This window comes from Pseudoroseicyclus tamaricis, from assembly GCF_012070395.1.
GTDB lineage: Bacteria > Pseudomonadota > Alphaproteobacteria > Rhodobacterales > Rhodobacteraceae > Pseudoroseicyclus_A > Pseudoroseicyclus_A tamaricis.
In genome coordinates this window covers 397,799-411,865 of the sequence record NZ_JAAFYS010000004.1, presented here as the reverse complement: position 1 = coordinate 411,865, position 14,067 = coordinate 397,799, and the positions used below count along the sequence as shown (strand labels likewise).

The 14,067-nt window shown below is 72.7% G+C and carries 12 protein-coding genes; 10 read left to right on the top strand and 2 right to left on the bottom strand.

Features of this window, described 5'->3' with window-relative positions; genetic code table 11:
- Window positions 1–85 precede the first annotated feature (85 nt).
- A complete protein-coding gene (locus GY170_RS17775) occupies window positions 86–1,465 on the top strand; it encodes an alpha/beta hydrolase domain-containing protein (protein WP_163896091.1) in 1,380 nt (459 codons plus the stop codon).
- A 113-nt stretch (window positions 1,466–1,578) separates the two neighbouring features.
- Here GY170_RS17775 and GY170_RS17770 read toward each other — a convergent pair whose 3' ends face one another.
- Together GY170_RS17770 and GY170_RS17765 are read right to left on the bottom strand one after the other, a co-directional pair.
- Window positions 1,579–2,409 carry an SDR family NAD(P)-dependent oxidoreductase gene (locus tag GY170_RS17770; protein WP_163896088.1) on the bottom strand — a complete coding sequence of 277 codons (831 nt, stop codon included), beginning with the start codon at window positions 2,407–2,409 and terminating at the stop codon, window positions 1,579–1,581.
- A 149-nt stretch (window positions 2,410–2,558) separates the two neighbouring features.
- A complete protein-coding gene (locus tag GY170_RS17765) occupies window positions 2,559–3,353 on the bottom strand; it encodes a citryl-CoA lyase (RefSeq protein WP_163896086.1) in 795 nt (264 codons plus the stop codon).
- A 152-nt stretch (window positions 3,354–3,505) separates the two neighbouring features.
- On the opposite strand from GY170_RS17765, the gene GY170_RS17760 reads away from it, so the two are divergent.
- The 9 genes from GY170_RS17760 (at window position 3,506) to addA (ending at window position 14,027) form a co-directional block, all read left to right on the top strand.
- Complete coding sequence (locus GY170_RS17760; RefSeq protein ID WP_163896084.1) at window positions 3,506–4,246, top strand: SDR family oxidoreductase; 741 nt, start codon at window positions 3,506–3,508, stop codon at window positions 4,244–4,246.
- Window positions 4,247–4,305: 59 nt separating this feature from the next.
- Window positions 4,306–4,602 (top strand): I78 family peptidase inhibitor, encoded by a 297-nt coding sequence (locus GY170_RS17755; RefSeq protein WP_163896082.1) that lies wholly within the window; start codon window positions 4,306–4,308, stop codon window positions 4,600–4,602.
- Window positions 4,599–4,910: an I78 family peptidase inhibitor gene (locus GY170_RS17750; RefSeq protein WP_163896080.1), complete on the top strand. Its 312-nt coding sequence runs from the start codon at window positions 4,599–4,601 to the stop codon at window positions 4,908–4,910. The genes GY170_RS17755 and GY170_RS17750 overlap by 4 nt, the downstream gene beginning before the upstream one ends.
- 228 nt (window positions 4,911–5,138) lie before the next feature.
- On the top strand, window positions 5,139–5,480 hold the full coding sequence (locus GY170_RS17745; RefSeq protein ID WP_163896078.1) for a DUF2794 domain-containing protein: 342 nt from the start codon (window positions 5,139–5,141) through the stop codon (window positions 5,478–5,480).
- A 90-nt stretch (window positions 5,481–5,570) separates the two neighbouring features.
- Entirely contained in the window at window positions 5,571–6,044 is a 474-nt protein-coding gene (tsaE, locus tag GY170_RS17740) for a tRNA (adenosine(37)-N6)-threonylcarbamoyltransferase complex ATPase subunit type 1 TsaE (RefSeq protein WP_163896076.1), read from the top strand.
- Window positions 6,031–7,059 (top strand): aminoglycoside phosphotransferase family protein, encoded by a 1,029-nt coding sequence (locus GY170_RS17735; protein ID WP_163896074.1) that lies wholly within the window; start codon window positions 6,031–6,033, stop codon window positions 7,057–7,059. The genes tsaE and GY170_RS17735 overlap by 14 nt, the downstream gene beginning before the upstream one ends.
- Window positions 7,056–7,730 carry a nucleotidyltransferase family protein gene (locus tag GY170_RS17730; RefSeq protein ID WP_328801274.1) on the top strand — a complete coding sequence of 225 codons (675 nt, stop codon included), beginning with the start codon at window positions 7,056–7,058 and terminating at the stop codon, window positions 7,728–7,730. The genes GY170_RS17735 and GY170_RS17730 overlap by 4 nt, the downstream gene beginning before the upstream one ends.
- Entirely contained in the window at window positions 7,723–10,659 is a 2,937-nt protein-coding gene (gene addB, locus GY170_RS17725) for a double-strand break repair protein AddB (protein ID WP_235937866.1), read from the top strand. Before GY170_RS17730 ends, addB begins: the two co-directional genes overlap by 8 nt.
- Complete coding sequence (gene addA, locus GY170_RS17720; protein WP_235937865.1) at window positions 10,656–14,027, top strand: double-strand break repair helicase AddA; 3,372 nt, start codon at window positions 10,656–10,658, stop codon at window positions 14,025–14,027. The genes addB and addA overlap by 4 nt, the downstream gene beginning before the upstream one ends.
- Window positions 14,028–14,067: the final 40 nt, after the last annotated feature.

The window sequence follows — 14,067 nt, the reverse complement described above, 5'->3', positions numbered from 1 at the left end:
TTTTCGCCAAACGGATAACTTTTCGCTATGCGAAGACCCGCGATCATCGGGGCCGTTGGCTTTGAGACCCAAGGGAGGATCAAGAATGACAATGACCAAGGCACTGGGCCGACTCGCCCTGCCCGCCACCGCCGCCGCGGCGCTGATGGCTGCCTCCGGCGCCTATGCGCAGGACGTCCCGCCGATGCCGCAGGTGGAGGGCCCCGTCGCCACCACCCTCGGCAACATGGCTCACCCCAGCCGCCGGGGCCCGACGCTCGGGCAGAACCCGCCGATGGACTGGCCGGCCGACCGCGAGCCCGCCTTCTTCGACTACGTGGAGGACGAGTTCTTCGTCACCGGCGAGGCCAACGGCGCCCCCTACACCACGCGCTACGTCTTCCGTCACCCGGCCGATCCGGAGGCCTTCTCCGGCTTCGTCGCCATCGAGACGCTGCACCCGGCGCAATCCGCGCAGATGTGGATGGCCAGCCGCGTCGGCGGCATGATGAACGGCCACGGCTACGTGGAGGTCGTCAACACGCCCGGCCTCATCGGCTCCCTCCAAGCCTACAACGCGAACCGCTACGAGGATCTCTCCATCGAGGGCGCCGTGACGGAACAGGGCGCGGCCGATCCGGCGCAGAACGAGATCATCGCGCAGATCGCCAACCTCGTGCAGACGGCCAACCCGCTCGGGGAGGAGTGGAACGCCGAGTACCTCGTGATGTCCGGCGCCTCCGCCACCTCGCGCACCGCCATGAACTTCATGGAGCAGGAGAACGGCGCCAACGCGTGGACGGCCGAAGACGGCTCGCCGATCATCGACGCCATGTATGTCTGGGATACCGATGGCCCGACGCAGGACGTGCTCGACAGCACCTACCACGTGCCGGTCATCATCCTGTCGACCCAGACCGAGTTCATGGATGGCCCGCGCACCTTCGCCGAAGACAGCGACGAAGAGGGCAGCCAGTTCCGCCTGTATCAGGTGGCCGGCATGCCGCACCTGGAAAGCCGCGAGATGTACGAGGCCGGCTGGAGCGACTGCACCGCCCCGATCGACGATTTCTGGTACAATGCCATGGTCTTCCAGGGCATGGACTGGATGTACAACTGGCTCGCCAATGGCGACGCCCCGCCGATGGCCGACAAGATCGAGTACGAGTCCGACGAGGTGGATGCCGCCATCGTCACCGACCAGTACGGCAACGCCATGGGCGGCGTGCGCTCGCCGCAGGTCGACGTGCCGCGCGAGACCTTCACCACGCCGAACGCCGGCGGCTTCGTCTGTGGCCTGATGGGTGTGGTCGAACCGCTCCCGCAGGAGGTGCTGGACACGCTCTACACGAGCCCCGGCGACTACGCCAAGCAGCTGACCGAGGCGACGGTCGACCTGATCGAGCAGGGCTATTTCCCCGAGGAATACGTCTTCGAGATCACCGAAGAGGTCGAGCGCTACGCCGAGCAGGTCGGCGCGATGTAAGCCATCCGCCCCCTCGGGGGTGGTTATGTCCCTCCCTGGACAGGATTCCCCGCCGGAGCGATCCGGCGGGGTTTCTCTTTTCCGGGGGCCGCCTCACGGGGCCGGCTCGGGGCTCAGGCCGCGGGCGTCAGCCCCAGCACCTGCTCGGACCGCGCCCAGAGCGCCCGGGCCAGCGCCGCGTCCCGCGTCTGCCGGTTGATGCGCCGCGCCGGCTTGCGCTTCTCGTAGTACTGGCCCGACTCCCAGCCTTCGCCCGCCGGCGTGCTTGCCAACCAGACAAGCTGGTCCGCGCCCTGCTCGTTCGTGCGCATGAAGCTGCGGGCGAGGCGGCTGGCGTAGACCTTGCCCATCAGGTCCGTCGAGCTTCCGGCGAAGCTGCTGGCGACGACGCCCGGGTGGAAGGCGGCGGAGGAGAGGCCGCGCTCGTGGAAGCGGCGGTGCAGCTCCTGCGTGAAGAGGATGTTCTCCAGCTTGGCGGTGCCATAGGCGCGCATGGGCGCGTAGCCCTTGGCGAAGCCGAGATTGCCCAGATCCACCTTTCCGGCCCGGTTGCCGACAGAGGATGTCTGGATGACGCTCGCGTTCGACTCCATCAGCCGGTCCAGCAGCAGGTGGGTGAGCAGGAAGGGCGCGAGGTGGTTCACCTGGAACGTCATCTCGAAGCCGTCCACCGTCTCCCGCCGCTCCTGGAAGACGCCGCCGGCGTTGTTCGCCAGCACGTCGATCGGGCCGTATTGCTTCAGCTCATCGGCCAGCCGGCGGACCTCGTCGAGCCGCGCAAAATCGGCGAGGTGATGGGGCGCGCCCGTCTCCTCCGCCACGGCTTTGGTCTTCTCGGGCGAGCGGCCGACGAGGATGACGTTGTGGCCGTCCCTCACCAGCTGGCGGGCGGCGGCGGCGCCGATGCCATCGCTGGCCCCCGTGATGATGATTCTCCGCGACATGCCGGGGCCTCTCTGCTGGGGACGGGTATGACAGGATGTGATCATCCCGCCCCCCATCGGCAAGGCCGGCGGGGTGGAGCGCCGGCTGACAGCAAAAACGCCCCTCCGGATGTCTCCGGCGAGGCGTTTGCATCGGCAGAGCGGGCGGATCAGTCCCGCTCGGTCACGCCGTCGTAGCTGATCGCCTCGTCAGCGTTGTTCGACATGATGAAGCCGATGGAGCGCTGCGATTCCTCGAAGAGGTGGGCGACGAGCCCGGCGGCGCGGGCGAGGAGCGGCACGCCCTTCATCGCCTCGATGGGCCAGCCGGCGTCCAGCATCGCCGCCGGGATGGCGCCGGAGACGTTGATCGGCAGCGGGCGGTTGATGATGCCCGGCGCGTGCTCGGCGAGGCATTCCAGCACCTGGAAATACTCGCCCTTCACGCCCAGCCGCTCCGCCTCCGCCGCCAGCGCATGCGCGCGCGGATCGCCGGCGGAGTGCTGCGGGTGGCCGAGGCCGGGGACCTTCTTCTTCGCCACCTTCAGCCCCTCGAGGCTCTCCTTGCAGACCTCGTCGAGCGGCCGGCCGGAGCTCTTCCACTCCTGATGCACTTCGACGAGGTAGCGCCCCGCCGTCTCCGACGAGCCGGCGACGACGGTGCCCATGCCGAGGAGGCCGGCGGACATGGCGCCCTGCCACGCCTCGGGCCCGGCGGCGAGCGTCATGCGGGCGGCCTGCACGCTGGGGACCAGCCCGTGCTCGGCGATGGCGACGAGGCAGGCGTCGGTCATCCCGCGCTGGGCCTCCGTCGGCTTCTCGCCCAGCACCAGCAGCCAGAAGTAATCGGTGAAGCCGATCTTGCCGATCAGCTGCGAGCAGAGGTCGTAGCCCCTGACGGTGACACTCTCTGCGTCCGAGGCGCAGATGGCCGTAAAGGCCTGATCCTGCTTGCCAATCCTCATAGATCCTCCCACACTTTTTCGTTCGGCGAAATCTTTTTCTCGAAGCGAAAGATGCCTTGGATGGGCGGCGGAAGTCAAGGCGAGCGGCCCTTTGCCTCGGGGCCGGCGGCATGGCAGAGTGGCCGCGCCCGGAAGTTGGGGAGCAGGAAGACATGACCGACAGACTGCGCGGCAAGCGCGCCCTCGTCACCGCCGCCGGCGCCGGGATCGGCCGCGCCAGCGCGCTCGCCATGGCCGCCGAGGGCGCCGAGGTGCTGGCGACCGACATCGACGCCGCGGCGCTTGAGGAGCTGGCCGCGCAAGGCATCGCCACCCGCAGGCTCGACGTCACCGACAAGGCCGCCGTCGCCGCTCTGGCGGAGGAGATCGCGGCGCCGAACGTCCTCTTCAACTGCGCCGGCATGGTGCCGAACGGCACGATCCTCGACTGCGACGAGGAGCAGTGGGAGCGGGCCGTGAGCCTCAACCTCACCGCCATGTACCGGATGCTGCGCGCTCTCCTGCCCGGCATGATCGCGGGGGGCGGCGGCTCGATCATCAACATGGCCTCCGTCGCCTCCTCCGTCATCGCGGCGCCGAACCGCTTCGCCTACGGGGCGACGAAGGCGGGCGTCATCGGGCTGACGAAGAGCATCGCGGCGGATTTCATCACCCAAGGCATCCGCGCCAACGCCATCTGCCCCGGCACCGTCGACAGCCCCTCGCTGCAGGCGCGGCTGCATGCCACGGGCGATTACGAGGCGGCGCGGGCCGCCTTCATCGCCCGCCAGCCCATCGGCCGCATCGGCACGCCGGAGGAGGTCGCGGCGCTGGTCGTGCACCTCGCCTCCGACGAAAGCAGCTACACCACCGGGGTCGCCCACGTGATCGACGGCGGCTGGGCCAACATCTGACGGAACAAGCACCGGCCCCGGGCGCTTGCGTCTCACCCTCAACCCGAAAGGCTACCACCATGCGCCTCTCCTTCGCCCTCGTCGCCGGCCTCGCCGTGACGCTCCCCCTCGCCGCCTGTGACATGCCCGCCGGCCCCGCCCCCTCGGGCGAGCTGACATCCTGCGGCGCCGATGCCTACCAGGCGCTGATCGGCGCGCCCCGCGCCGATGCCGAGGCCGCCCTCTCCGGCCGGGTCGCCGACGGCACGGCCCGGCTCATCGGCCCGAATACCGTGGTGACGATGGATTACGTCGACACCCGCCTGAACGTGGAGCTGGACAGCGCCGGCACCATCACGCGGATCTACTGCGGATGAGACGGGTCGGGCGCCCGGCGGCTTTCCGTCTGCCCCTCCTCCTTCTGCCGCTTCTCGCGGCCTGCGCCGGCGCCCCGCCGCCGGCGCCTCCCCCGCCGCCGCTGCCGGCGCCGGAGGTGGACAGCTGCAACGCGGCGGCCCGGTCGGGGCTGATCGGGCGGGAGCGGGAGGCGCTGGAGCGCCAGCTGATCCTCGCCCCGGTGCGGGTCATCGACCCGGGCGACGCGGTGACGGAGGATCTGATGCCGGGGCGGATCAACTTCTACATCGACGCGGGCGGGCGCATCGCGCGCATCACCTGCGGATGAGTAAGGCTCCAGGCGGCGCACCCACCGCACGGGTGGGGGCAATTATGGGGCGGGCGCACCGCCTGTCACCGTAAGGGCGACATTGCCCCCCGATCGCGGCGGAAAGGCGGCAACGGCCGGCCCGGGATGCGGCAATCCCGTGCCATTCAAGGATAACGGCGCCGCGCGGAGGGAAAGTGAGGCGGCGCGGGGTTGATTTGCCCCGGCGCCGGCGCAATTCTCTGACCCATGAGCATGGCGTCACAGCCCGGGCAGGGTGTCATCACCGCCGATCAGGTGGCTTTCCACCGCACCGAGCTCGGCCCCATCCTGTCGCTCTACGGCCGGATGGTCGCCGCGGGCGAATGGCGCGACTACGGCATCTCCTGCCTGCGCGACGTCGCCATCTTCTCCATCTTCCGCCGCACCGCCGAAGTGCCGATCTACCGGATCGAGAAGCGCCCCAAGCTGCGCCTGCGGCAGGGGCAATACGCCGTCTTCGGCCCCGAGGGGCAGGTGCTCAAGCGCGGCCACGAGCTGGCGCAGGTCCTCCGCGTGCTGGAGCCGCGGCGCCTGCGCGTGGTCGACTAGGCGAGAGCCCGCGCGACTTTAGCCACCCGCCCCGCCCGAAATCCCGTTTGGGACTTTTCGCCCCCTGCCGCCGCCCGTAAGGTCCCCCGCATGGAGACATGGGGCGCATCGGAGCTGGCCGGCGAGGCCGAAACGGCGGCCGCCGCACGCCGGCTGGCGCCGCTTCTGCGCCCCGGCGACTGCCTGCTCCTCTCCGGCGAGATCGGCGCGGGCAAGAGCACCTTTGCCCGCGCCCTGATCCGCGCCGCGCTGGGCGACGAGGAGGCGGAGGTCCCCTCCCCCACCTTCACGCTCGTGCAGCCCTACGCCGCCCCGGTGGCGGAGATCTGGCACGCCGATCTCTACCGGCTGGGCGACCCCGGCGAGGTGGCGGAGCTGGGGCTCTGGGAGGCGCTGGAGGACGGCGCGATCTGCCTGATCGAATGGCCCGAGCGGCTGGAGGGGTCGACGCCCGTGGGCGCCCTGCACCTGCACCTGCAGGCAGGCGAGCACGCCCACCGGCTGGCCCTCTCCGGCCCTCAGGCGTGGCGCGACCGGCTGGAGGCGGCGTTTGACCCCGTCTGAGCTCTCCCCCCCGAACGAGGCCGCCGTCGGCCCCCCGCTCCCCGCGGCCGAGCCCGGCTCCGCCGAGGCGGTGGAGGCGTGGCGGCAGGAGACGCCCTTCGCCGACTGGGCCGCGACGCCCCTGCCCGGCGACGCCTCCACCCGCCGCTACTGGCGCCTCTCCCGCCGCGGCGAGACAGCGCTGCTGATGGTGGCACCGCCGGGGCTGCTGCCGCCCTTCCTCTCCATGGCCGCGCATCTGCGCCTCCTCGGCCTTGCCGCCCCCGAGGTGCACGAGGTGGAGGAGGAGGCGGGCCTCGCCATCATCGAGGATCTGGGGCCGGAGACGCTGGCCGCCCGCCTCTCCCGCAAGCCGCGGGTGGAGGGGAAGGCGACGGCGCTCGTCGCCGACCTCCTCGCCTTCCTCGCCCGCACCGCGCCACCGCCGCTGCCGGCGCTCGGCCCAGCGGAGGGCGCCGCCCAGCTGGAGCCGCTCTTCCGCCACTACGGCGCCGCCCCGCCCGAGGCGGCGGAGGCCCTGCGCGAGGGCCTCTCCCACCGCCTGACGGAGATCGGCTGCGTGCCCGACCGCCTGTCCTTGCGCGATTTCCACGCCGAGAACCTGATCTGGCGGGGCGAGGAGAGCGGGCTGCGCAAGCTCGGCCTCATCGACTTCCAGGATGCCGTCCTCGCCCCGCGCGCCTACGACCTCGCCTCCTGGCTGACGGATGCGCGGCGCGACGCCGCCCCCGGGCTGGCGGAGGAGGTCACCGCCCGCTTCGCCCGCGCGCTGGAGGTGCCGGAGCGGCAGGTGGCGGCGGAGGCGGCGGCGCTGGGGCTGATGCGGTCGCTGCGCATCCTCGGCATCTTCGCGCGGCTGGCGCAGGAGGGGCGGAGGCGTTACCTCGGCTACGTGCCGCGCGTCTACGATCATATCGAGCTGGCGCTGACCCACCCCGCCGTCGCCCCGCTGGCGCCGCTGGTCCGCGCCGCCGCCCCGCCGCCCGAAGAGCTGCTCGGCCGAGGCGCGCGTTGACCCCGACCTCCGCCATGATCCTCGCCGCCGGGCGCGGTACCCGCATGGGCCCGCTCACCGAGAGCCGCCCCAAGCCGCTGATCGAGGTCGCCGGCCGGCCGCTGATCGAGCATGCGCTGGCGCTGACGGAGCCGCTGATGCCGCTCACCCGCGTGGTGAACCTGCATTATCGCGGCGCCCAGATCCGCGCCCATCTCGGTGACCGCGTCGTCTATTCCGAGGAGCCGGAGCTGCTGGAATCCGGCGGCGGCCTGCGCGCCGCCCTGCCCCTTCTTGGCCCCGCCCCCTGCTTCGTCCTCAACGCCGACGCGGCGTGGGAGCGGCAGACGGCCCTCGCCGAGCTCGCCGCGACGTGGGACGCGGAGCGGATGGATGCCCTCCTGCTCCTGATCCCCCGCGCCAACGCCACCGGCCACCCCGGCAAGGGCGATTTCGATCTCGCGGCGGACGGGCGCATCACCCGCGGCACCGGCTACATCTATCCCGGCGCTCACATCACGCGGACGGAGGGGCTGGCGGGGATCCCCGAGGCGGCCTTCTCGCTCAACGTCCTGTGGGACCGGATGATCGCCGCAGGCCGGCTCTACGGGCTCGTCCATCACGGTGGTTGGGTCGATGTCGGCCAGCCGGGCTCGCTGCCGCTGGCCGAGGAGCTGCTCGCCCGTGTCTGAGCCCCTCTTCGACCGGCCGGGACTCTTCACCCTGCCCCCCGGCGTCGATTTCGCCCGACAGGTGCTGGAGGGGCTCGATGCCCGCCTCGGCGATGCCCCGCCGGAGGCGCGCGCGCGGGTGACCATCTGGGTCAACACCAACCGCATGGCGCGGCGGATGAAGGACATCGCGGCGGAGGGCGGCGCCCAGCTTCTCCCCCGCATCCGCACCCTGAGCGACCTCGCCCTGATGCCCGAGGCGGGGGCCGTCGCCGCCGCCCCGCCGCTGCGCCGCAAGCTGGAACTGACGCGCCTGACCGCCGCGCTCATCCACGCCCGGCCGGAGGTGGCGCCCCGCTCTGCCCTCTTCGACCTCGCCGATTCGCTCTACGCCATCCTTGCCGAGATGGAGGGCGAGGGTGTCCCCGCCTCCGCCATCGCGGAGCTCGACGTCTCCGACCTCTCGGGCCACTGGGCGCTGGCGCAGGAGTTCCTCTCCATCGCCACTGGCTTCCTAGACGCGACCGATGCGCCCCCCGGCCCCGAGGGACGGATGCGGGCCGCCGTCCTGCGGCTGGCAAAGCGGTGGGAGACGGAGCCGCCGGCCGACCCGGTGATCGTCGCCGGCTCCACCGGCTCGCGCGGGGCGGCGGCGCTGCTGATCGCGGCGGTGGCAAGGCTGCCGAACGGGGCGGCGATCCTCCCCGGCTTCGACCATCACCTGCCGCAGGCGGTGTGGGACGGGATGGGCGGCCCGCTCTCGGGCGAGGATCACCCGCAGTACCGCTTCCGCCGCCTCGCGCGGGAGGTGGGCGCCTCCGAGACCGCCCTGCCCCGCTGGAGCGACACCCCGCCCCCGGCGCCGGAGCGCAACGCGCTCCTCTCCCTCGCCCTGCGCCCCGCGCCGGTCACCGACGCCTGGCTGGCGGAGGGCCCGCGCCTCGCGGGGCTGGAGGAGGCGACGGCCAGCCTCACCCTCCTCGAAGCGCCGGACCCGCGGCACGAGGCGGAGGCCATCGCCATTCGCCTGCGCCGCGCGGCGGAGGAGGGTCAGTCGGCGGCGCTCATCACGCCCGACCGGATGCTCACGCGCCGCGTCTCCGCCGCCCTCTCCCGCTGGAACATCACGCCCGACGATTCCGCCGGCGTGCCGCTGCCGCTGACGGCGCCGGGGCGCTTCCTGCGGATGGTGGCGGAGCTCTTCGTCCGCCCGCCGGGGGCGGCGCAACTGCTCGCGCTGCTCAAGCACCCGTTCACGCTCTCCGACGGGCGCGACCGGGGCAATCACGTGCGCCGCACCGCCGCGCTGGAGCGGATGCTCCGCCACGACGGCCCGCCCTCCCCCGGGCCCGGTGCCTTCCGCCGCATGTCCGAAAAGGGGCTGAAGGACGATGACCGCCTGCGCGTCTGGGCCGAGTGGCTGGAGGATTGCCTGACCCTCGGCCCCCCCGGCCCCATGCCGCTGGCCGATCACGTCGCCCGCCACGTCTCCCTCGCCGAGCGGCTCGCCGCCGGGCCGGGGCAGGAGGGTACCGGCGAGCTCTGGGACGAGGAGCCCGGCCGCCGCGCCCACGCGGTGATGGAGGCGCTCGCTGCCCATGCCGACGCCGCCGGCGAGGTGGATGCGGCGGAATATGCCGCCCTGCTCGAGGGTGTCCTCTCCGGGGAGGAGGCGCGCAACCCAGAGGCCGGGCACCCGCTGATCCGCATCTGGGGCACGCTGGAGGCGCGGGTGCAGGGGGCGGACCTGATGATCCTCGCCGGCCTCAACGAGGCGAGCTGGCCCAAGCCGCCAGCGGCAGACCCCTGGCTCAACCGGCGGATGCGGGCGGAGGCGGGGCTGCTGCTCCCCGAGCGGCGCATCGGCCTCTCCGCGCACGACTTCCAGCAGGCGGCGGCGGGGCGCGAGGTCTGGCTCACCCGCTCGCTGCGCTCCGACGAGGCGGAGACGGTGCCCTCGCGCTGGCTCAACCGGCTGACCAACCTGCTCGGCGGGCTGGAGCGGGGCAAGCCCGCGCTGGCCGCCATGCGCCAGCGCGGCCACGAGGCGCTGGCGCTCGCCGAACGGCTGGAGCGCCCCTCCGGCCCGCCGCGCCCGGCCCCGCGTCCGGCGCCGCGCCCGCCGGTCGCCCAGCGCCCGACGCGGCTGTCGGTGACCGATGTCGGCCGGCTCTACAGCGACCCCTACGCCATCTATGCCCGCAAGGTGCTGAACCTCCGCCCGCTCGACCCGCTGACGCCGGAGCCCGATGCCCGCCTGCGCGGCGAGATCCTGCACCGCGTCTTCGAGCGGTTCGTGAAGGACGGCCCGCCCGCCGCCGCCCCCACGGCGGAGGCGGAGCTGATGCGCTTCGCTGAGGCTGTGCTCGATGCCGATTGCCCCTGGCCCTCGATGCGCCGCCTCTGGCTGGCCCGCATCGCCCGCGTCGCGCCCGCCTTCCTCGCCGGAGAGATCGGCCGGCAGGCGCGCGCCCTGCCCGGCATCTTCGAGCAGACGGGCGGCGCGCCGGTGGGGGCGACGGGGATCACGCTGATCGCCAAGGCCGACCGGATCGACGTTGCCGATGGCGGCGCCGGGGTGTGGGTCTATGACTACAAGACGGGCCCGCCGCCCTCCGTCAACGCGCAGAAGAAGAGCGAGCGGCAGCTCCTCCTCGAAGCGGCGCTGATCGAGGAGGGCGGCTTCCCCGAGCTCGGCCCCGTGCCGGTGCGCGGGGCGGAGTACATCGGGCTCGGCACCAACCCGAAGGTCGTGCAAGCCCCGCTGGCGGAGCTGACGCCGGAGAGCGTCTGGGCCTCGCTGGAGGCGGTGCTGTCGAGCTGGATGCGCCCGGGGCGGGGCTACGTCTCCCGCCGCCGCGCCGGCAGCTACGACGGCGATTACGATCACCTCGCCCGCTACGGCGAATGGGACGAAAGCGATCCGCCGGCGCCGGAGGACATGCCGTGACCGACGCCGCCTCCCTCAACCAGCACCGCGCCGCCGCGCCGGAGCACTCCACCTGGCTGGCCGCCAATGCCGGCTCCGGCAAGACGCGGGTGCTGACGGATCGGGTGGCGCGGCTGTTGCTGGGCGGGGCGGAGGCGGCGAACATCCTCTGCCTCACCTATACCAAGGCGGCGGCGGGGGAGATGCAGAACCGCCTCTTCTCCCGCCTCGGCGCCTGGGCGATGCTGGGCGACGAGGAGCTGCGGGCCGAGCTGGCGAGCCTGGGCGAGGCTGGCCCGTTCGGGCCGGACGAGCTGGCCGACGCCCGCACCCTCTTCGCCCGTGCCATTGAGGTGCCGGGCGGGCTGCGCATCCAGACGATCCACGCCTTCTGCGCCGCGCTGCTGCGCCGCTTCCCGCTCGAAGCCGGCGTCGGCCCCGGCTTCACCGAGATGGAAGAGCGGGAGGCGGAGCTGCTGCGCCGCGAGATCTTCGAGGAGATGGCCAGCGGCGACGACGTGGCGCTGGTCGATGGCCTCGCCGCCCACCTCTCCGGCGAGCAGGCGCTGACCGGCCTGCTGGCGGAGCTGGCCGGCAAGGCATCCGTCTTCGCCGCCCCCGCCGACCTCGACACCCTCCGCGCTGCGCTGGCCGTGCACGAGGGCGAGACGATGGAGGAGCTCTGCGCCGACATCCCCTGGATCGGCTGCGAGGAGGACGTGGCCGCCGCCGGCAGGGTGCTCACATCGAGCGGCCCCAACGACCGGCGGCTGGGCGAGGCGCTGACGTCGGTGGACTGGAGCCAGCCGCTCCGCGCCGTGGATCTCGAGGTGCTGGAGGGCCAGCTCCTCACCGGCTCCGGCGCCAAGGAGCCCTTTTCCGCCAAGATCGGCACCGCGCCCACCAAGGGCGTGCAAGCGAGCAATCCCGAAATCCTCGACTGGCTGGACCCGCTCATGTCCCGCATCGAGGCGGCCCGCCCCCGCCGCCTCGCCCTCAATGCCCTCGCCCGGGCCGAGGCGCTGCACGCCTTTGCCCACCGCTTCGTGGCCCGGCTGGCGGAGGAGAAGACGCGCCGCGGGCTCCTCGACTTCGACGATCTCATCACCCGCGCCTCGCGCCTCCTCGTCGACAGGCGGGTGGCCGACTGGGTGCTGTACCGGCTCGACGGCGGCATCGACCACATCCTCGTGGACGAGGCGCAGGATACCTCGCCGGGCCAGTGGCAGGTGATCGAGCACCTCGCCCGGGAGATCGTCTCCGGCGAGGGGGCGCGGGGCCTCGGGCGCACGCTCTTCGTCGTCGGCGACATGAAGCAGTCGATCTACTCCTTCCAGGGGGCGGACCCGGAGGGCTTCGCCCGGATGCGCGAGCACTTCGCCGCCCAGCTTCCCCCGCCCGGGCTGCAGGCCTCGGTGCTCCAGCACTCCTTCCGCTCCGCGCAGGCGGTGCTCGACGCGGTGGATCTCACCTTCGCCCGGGTGGAGGAGGCGCCGCTCCTCCCCGATGCCAACCGCCACATCGCCTTCCGCCCCGAGATGCCCGGCCGGGTGGACCTCTGGCCCGCCCTGCCAAAGGACGAGAGTGCGCCGGATCTGGAGTTCGAGAGCGAGGAGGACCCGGTCGAGAGCCGCAAGGCGCAGACCGAGCTGGCCGAGCAGATCGCGAGCGAGATCAGGCGGATGATCGCGGAGGAGCGGCTGCCGGTGGAGGAGGAGCGCGGCGTCTGGCGGGCGAGAGCCATCCACGAGGGCGACATCCTGATCCTCGTGCGCGGCCGGCAGAAGGCGCTCTATTCGGAGATCATCCGCGCCTGCAAGGCGGCGGGGCTCGCCGTGGCGGGCAAGGACAGGGTCAAGCTCGCCTCCGAGCTGGCGGTGCGCGACATCGGCGCCGTCATCCGCTTCCTCGCGCTCGACGACGACAACCTGTCGCTGGCCGCCGCCCTCCGCTCGCCCCTCTTCGGGTGGAGCGAGCAGCGCCTGCACCGCCTCGCCCAGCCGAGGGGCGGCAAGACGCTGTGGCAGGCGCTGCGGGCGAGCAACGAGCGGGAGGCGCTGGCCATCCTGACGGACCTGCGCGACCGGTCGGATTACCTGCGCCCCTATGACCTGATCATGCGCCTGCTCACCCACCACCGCGGCCGCAAGCGCCTGCTGGAGCGGCTCGGCGTCGAGGCGGAGGAGGGGATCGACGCCCTCCTCGCCCAGGCGCTGGCCTACGAGCGGCGCGAGATCCCCTCCGTCACCGGCTTCGCTGAGTGGATGCAGACGGAGGAGATCGACATCAAGCGCCCCCTCGGCCGGGCGGAGCGGCGCATCCGGGTGATGACGGTGCATGGCGCCAAGGGGCTCGAGGCGCCCATCGTCATCCTGCCCGATTGCGCGACGAGGCCGGAGCAGTATCGCGGCGCCGTGCTGGGCGAGGCCCCGCCCTTCTGGGCGCCGAAGAAGGACGAGATGCCGCCGCCCCTGCCCGGCCTGCGGGAAGAGGCGCTGGAGGCGGACCGGCGCGAGGAGCTGCGCCTCCTCTACGTCGCCATGACGCGGGCGGAGAAGTGGCTGATCGTCGCCGCCGCCGGCACCGCCGACAAGGAAAGGGACTGGCACAAGCTGGTCGCCGACGGGCTCGCGCACGGGACATCGGTGGATCTCGACACCCCCGCCGGCCTCGGCCGCCGCCTCGCCACCGGCAACTGGCCCGAGGCGGGGGCCGAGGCCGCCGATGCCCCCCCTGCCCCGCCGCCGCCCGCGCCGCTGGAGCTGGCGCCCCTGCCCGCCGCCTCGGCTGCGCCGGCGCTCGTTTCCCCCTCCGATCTCGGCGGCGCGAAGATCCTGCCCGGCGACACGGCGCTGAACGGCGACGGCGCGGCGGCGCGGCGGCGGGGGACGCAGTTCCACCTGCTCTTCGAGCACCTGCCCGCCCTTCGGGAGGCGGAGCGTGGCGCGGCCGGCCGCGCCCTCCTCGCGGCGATGGAGGACCCGCCCGAGGCGGAGGAGGCCGCCCGCCTCGTCGCCGATGTCCGCCGGCTGATCGCGGCGCCCGATCTGGCGCCGATCTTCGCCGCGGGCACGCTGGCGGAGGTGGAGCTGACGGCGTCGCCCCCCGCCTTCCACGGCCGCCGCCTCTTCGGCGCGATCGACCGGCTGATCGTGACGCCGGAGGAGGTGCATGCCATCGACTTCAAGACCAACCGCATCCCGCCGGAGCGCCCGGCCGCGACGCCGGAGGGGATCCTCCGCCAGATGGCCGCCTACCGGGAGATGCTGCGCGAGATCTACGGCGTCCGCCCGCTTCGCCTCTCCGTCCTCTGGACGGCGACGGGGCAGCTGATGACGCTGCCGGATGCGCTGCTTGACGAGGCGCTCCTGCGGATCGAGCTGCCCTGAACCTTGACGCCGCTTTGGGGCCTACCTACGTATCGGCCTC

Bases quoted from the DNA above. Each gene is read 5' to 3' on its own strand.
- GY170_RS17775 (WP_163896091.1), top strand. From the start codon at position 86: ATGACAATGACCAAGGCACTGGGCCGACTCGCCCTGCCCGCCACCGCC.
- GY170_RS17770 (WP_163896088.1), bottom strand. From the start codon at position 2,409: ATGTCGCGGAGAATCATCATCACGGGGGCCAGCGATGGCATCGGCGCC.
- GY170_RS17765 (WP_163896086.1), bottom strand. From the start codon at position 3,353: ATGAGGATTGGCAAGCAGGATCAGGCCTTTACGGCCATCTGCGCCTCG.
- GY170_RS17760 (WP_163896084.1), top strand. From the start codon at position 3,506: ATGACCGACAGACTGCGCGGCAAGCGCGCCCTCGTCACCGCCGCCGGC.
- GY170_RS17755 (WP_163896082.1), top strand. From the start codon at position 4,306: ATGCGCCTCTCCTTCGCCCTCGTCGCCGGCCTCGCCGTGACGCTCCCC.
- GY170_RS17750 (WP_163896080.1), top strand. From the start codon at position 4,599: ATGAGACGGGTCGGGCGCCCGGCGGCTTTCCGTCTGCCCCTCCTCCTT.
- GY170_RS17745 (WP_163896078.1), top strand. From the start codon at position 5,139: ATGAGCATGGCGTCACAGCCCGGGCAGGGTGTCATCACCGCCGATCAG.
- tsaE (WP_163896076.1), top strand. From the start codon at position 5,571: ATGGAGACATGGGGCGCATCGGAGCTGGCCGGCGAGGCCGAAACGGCG.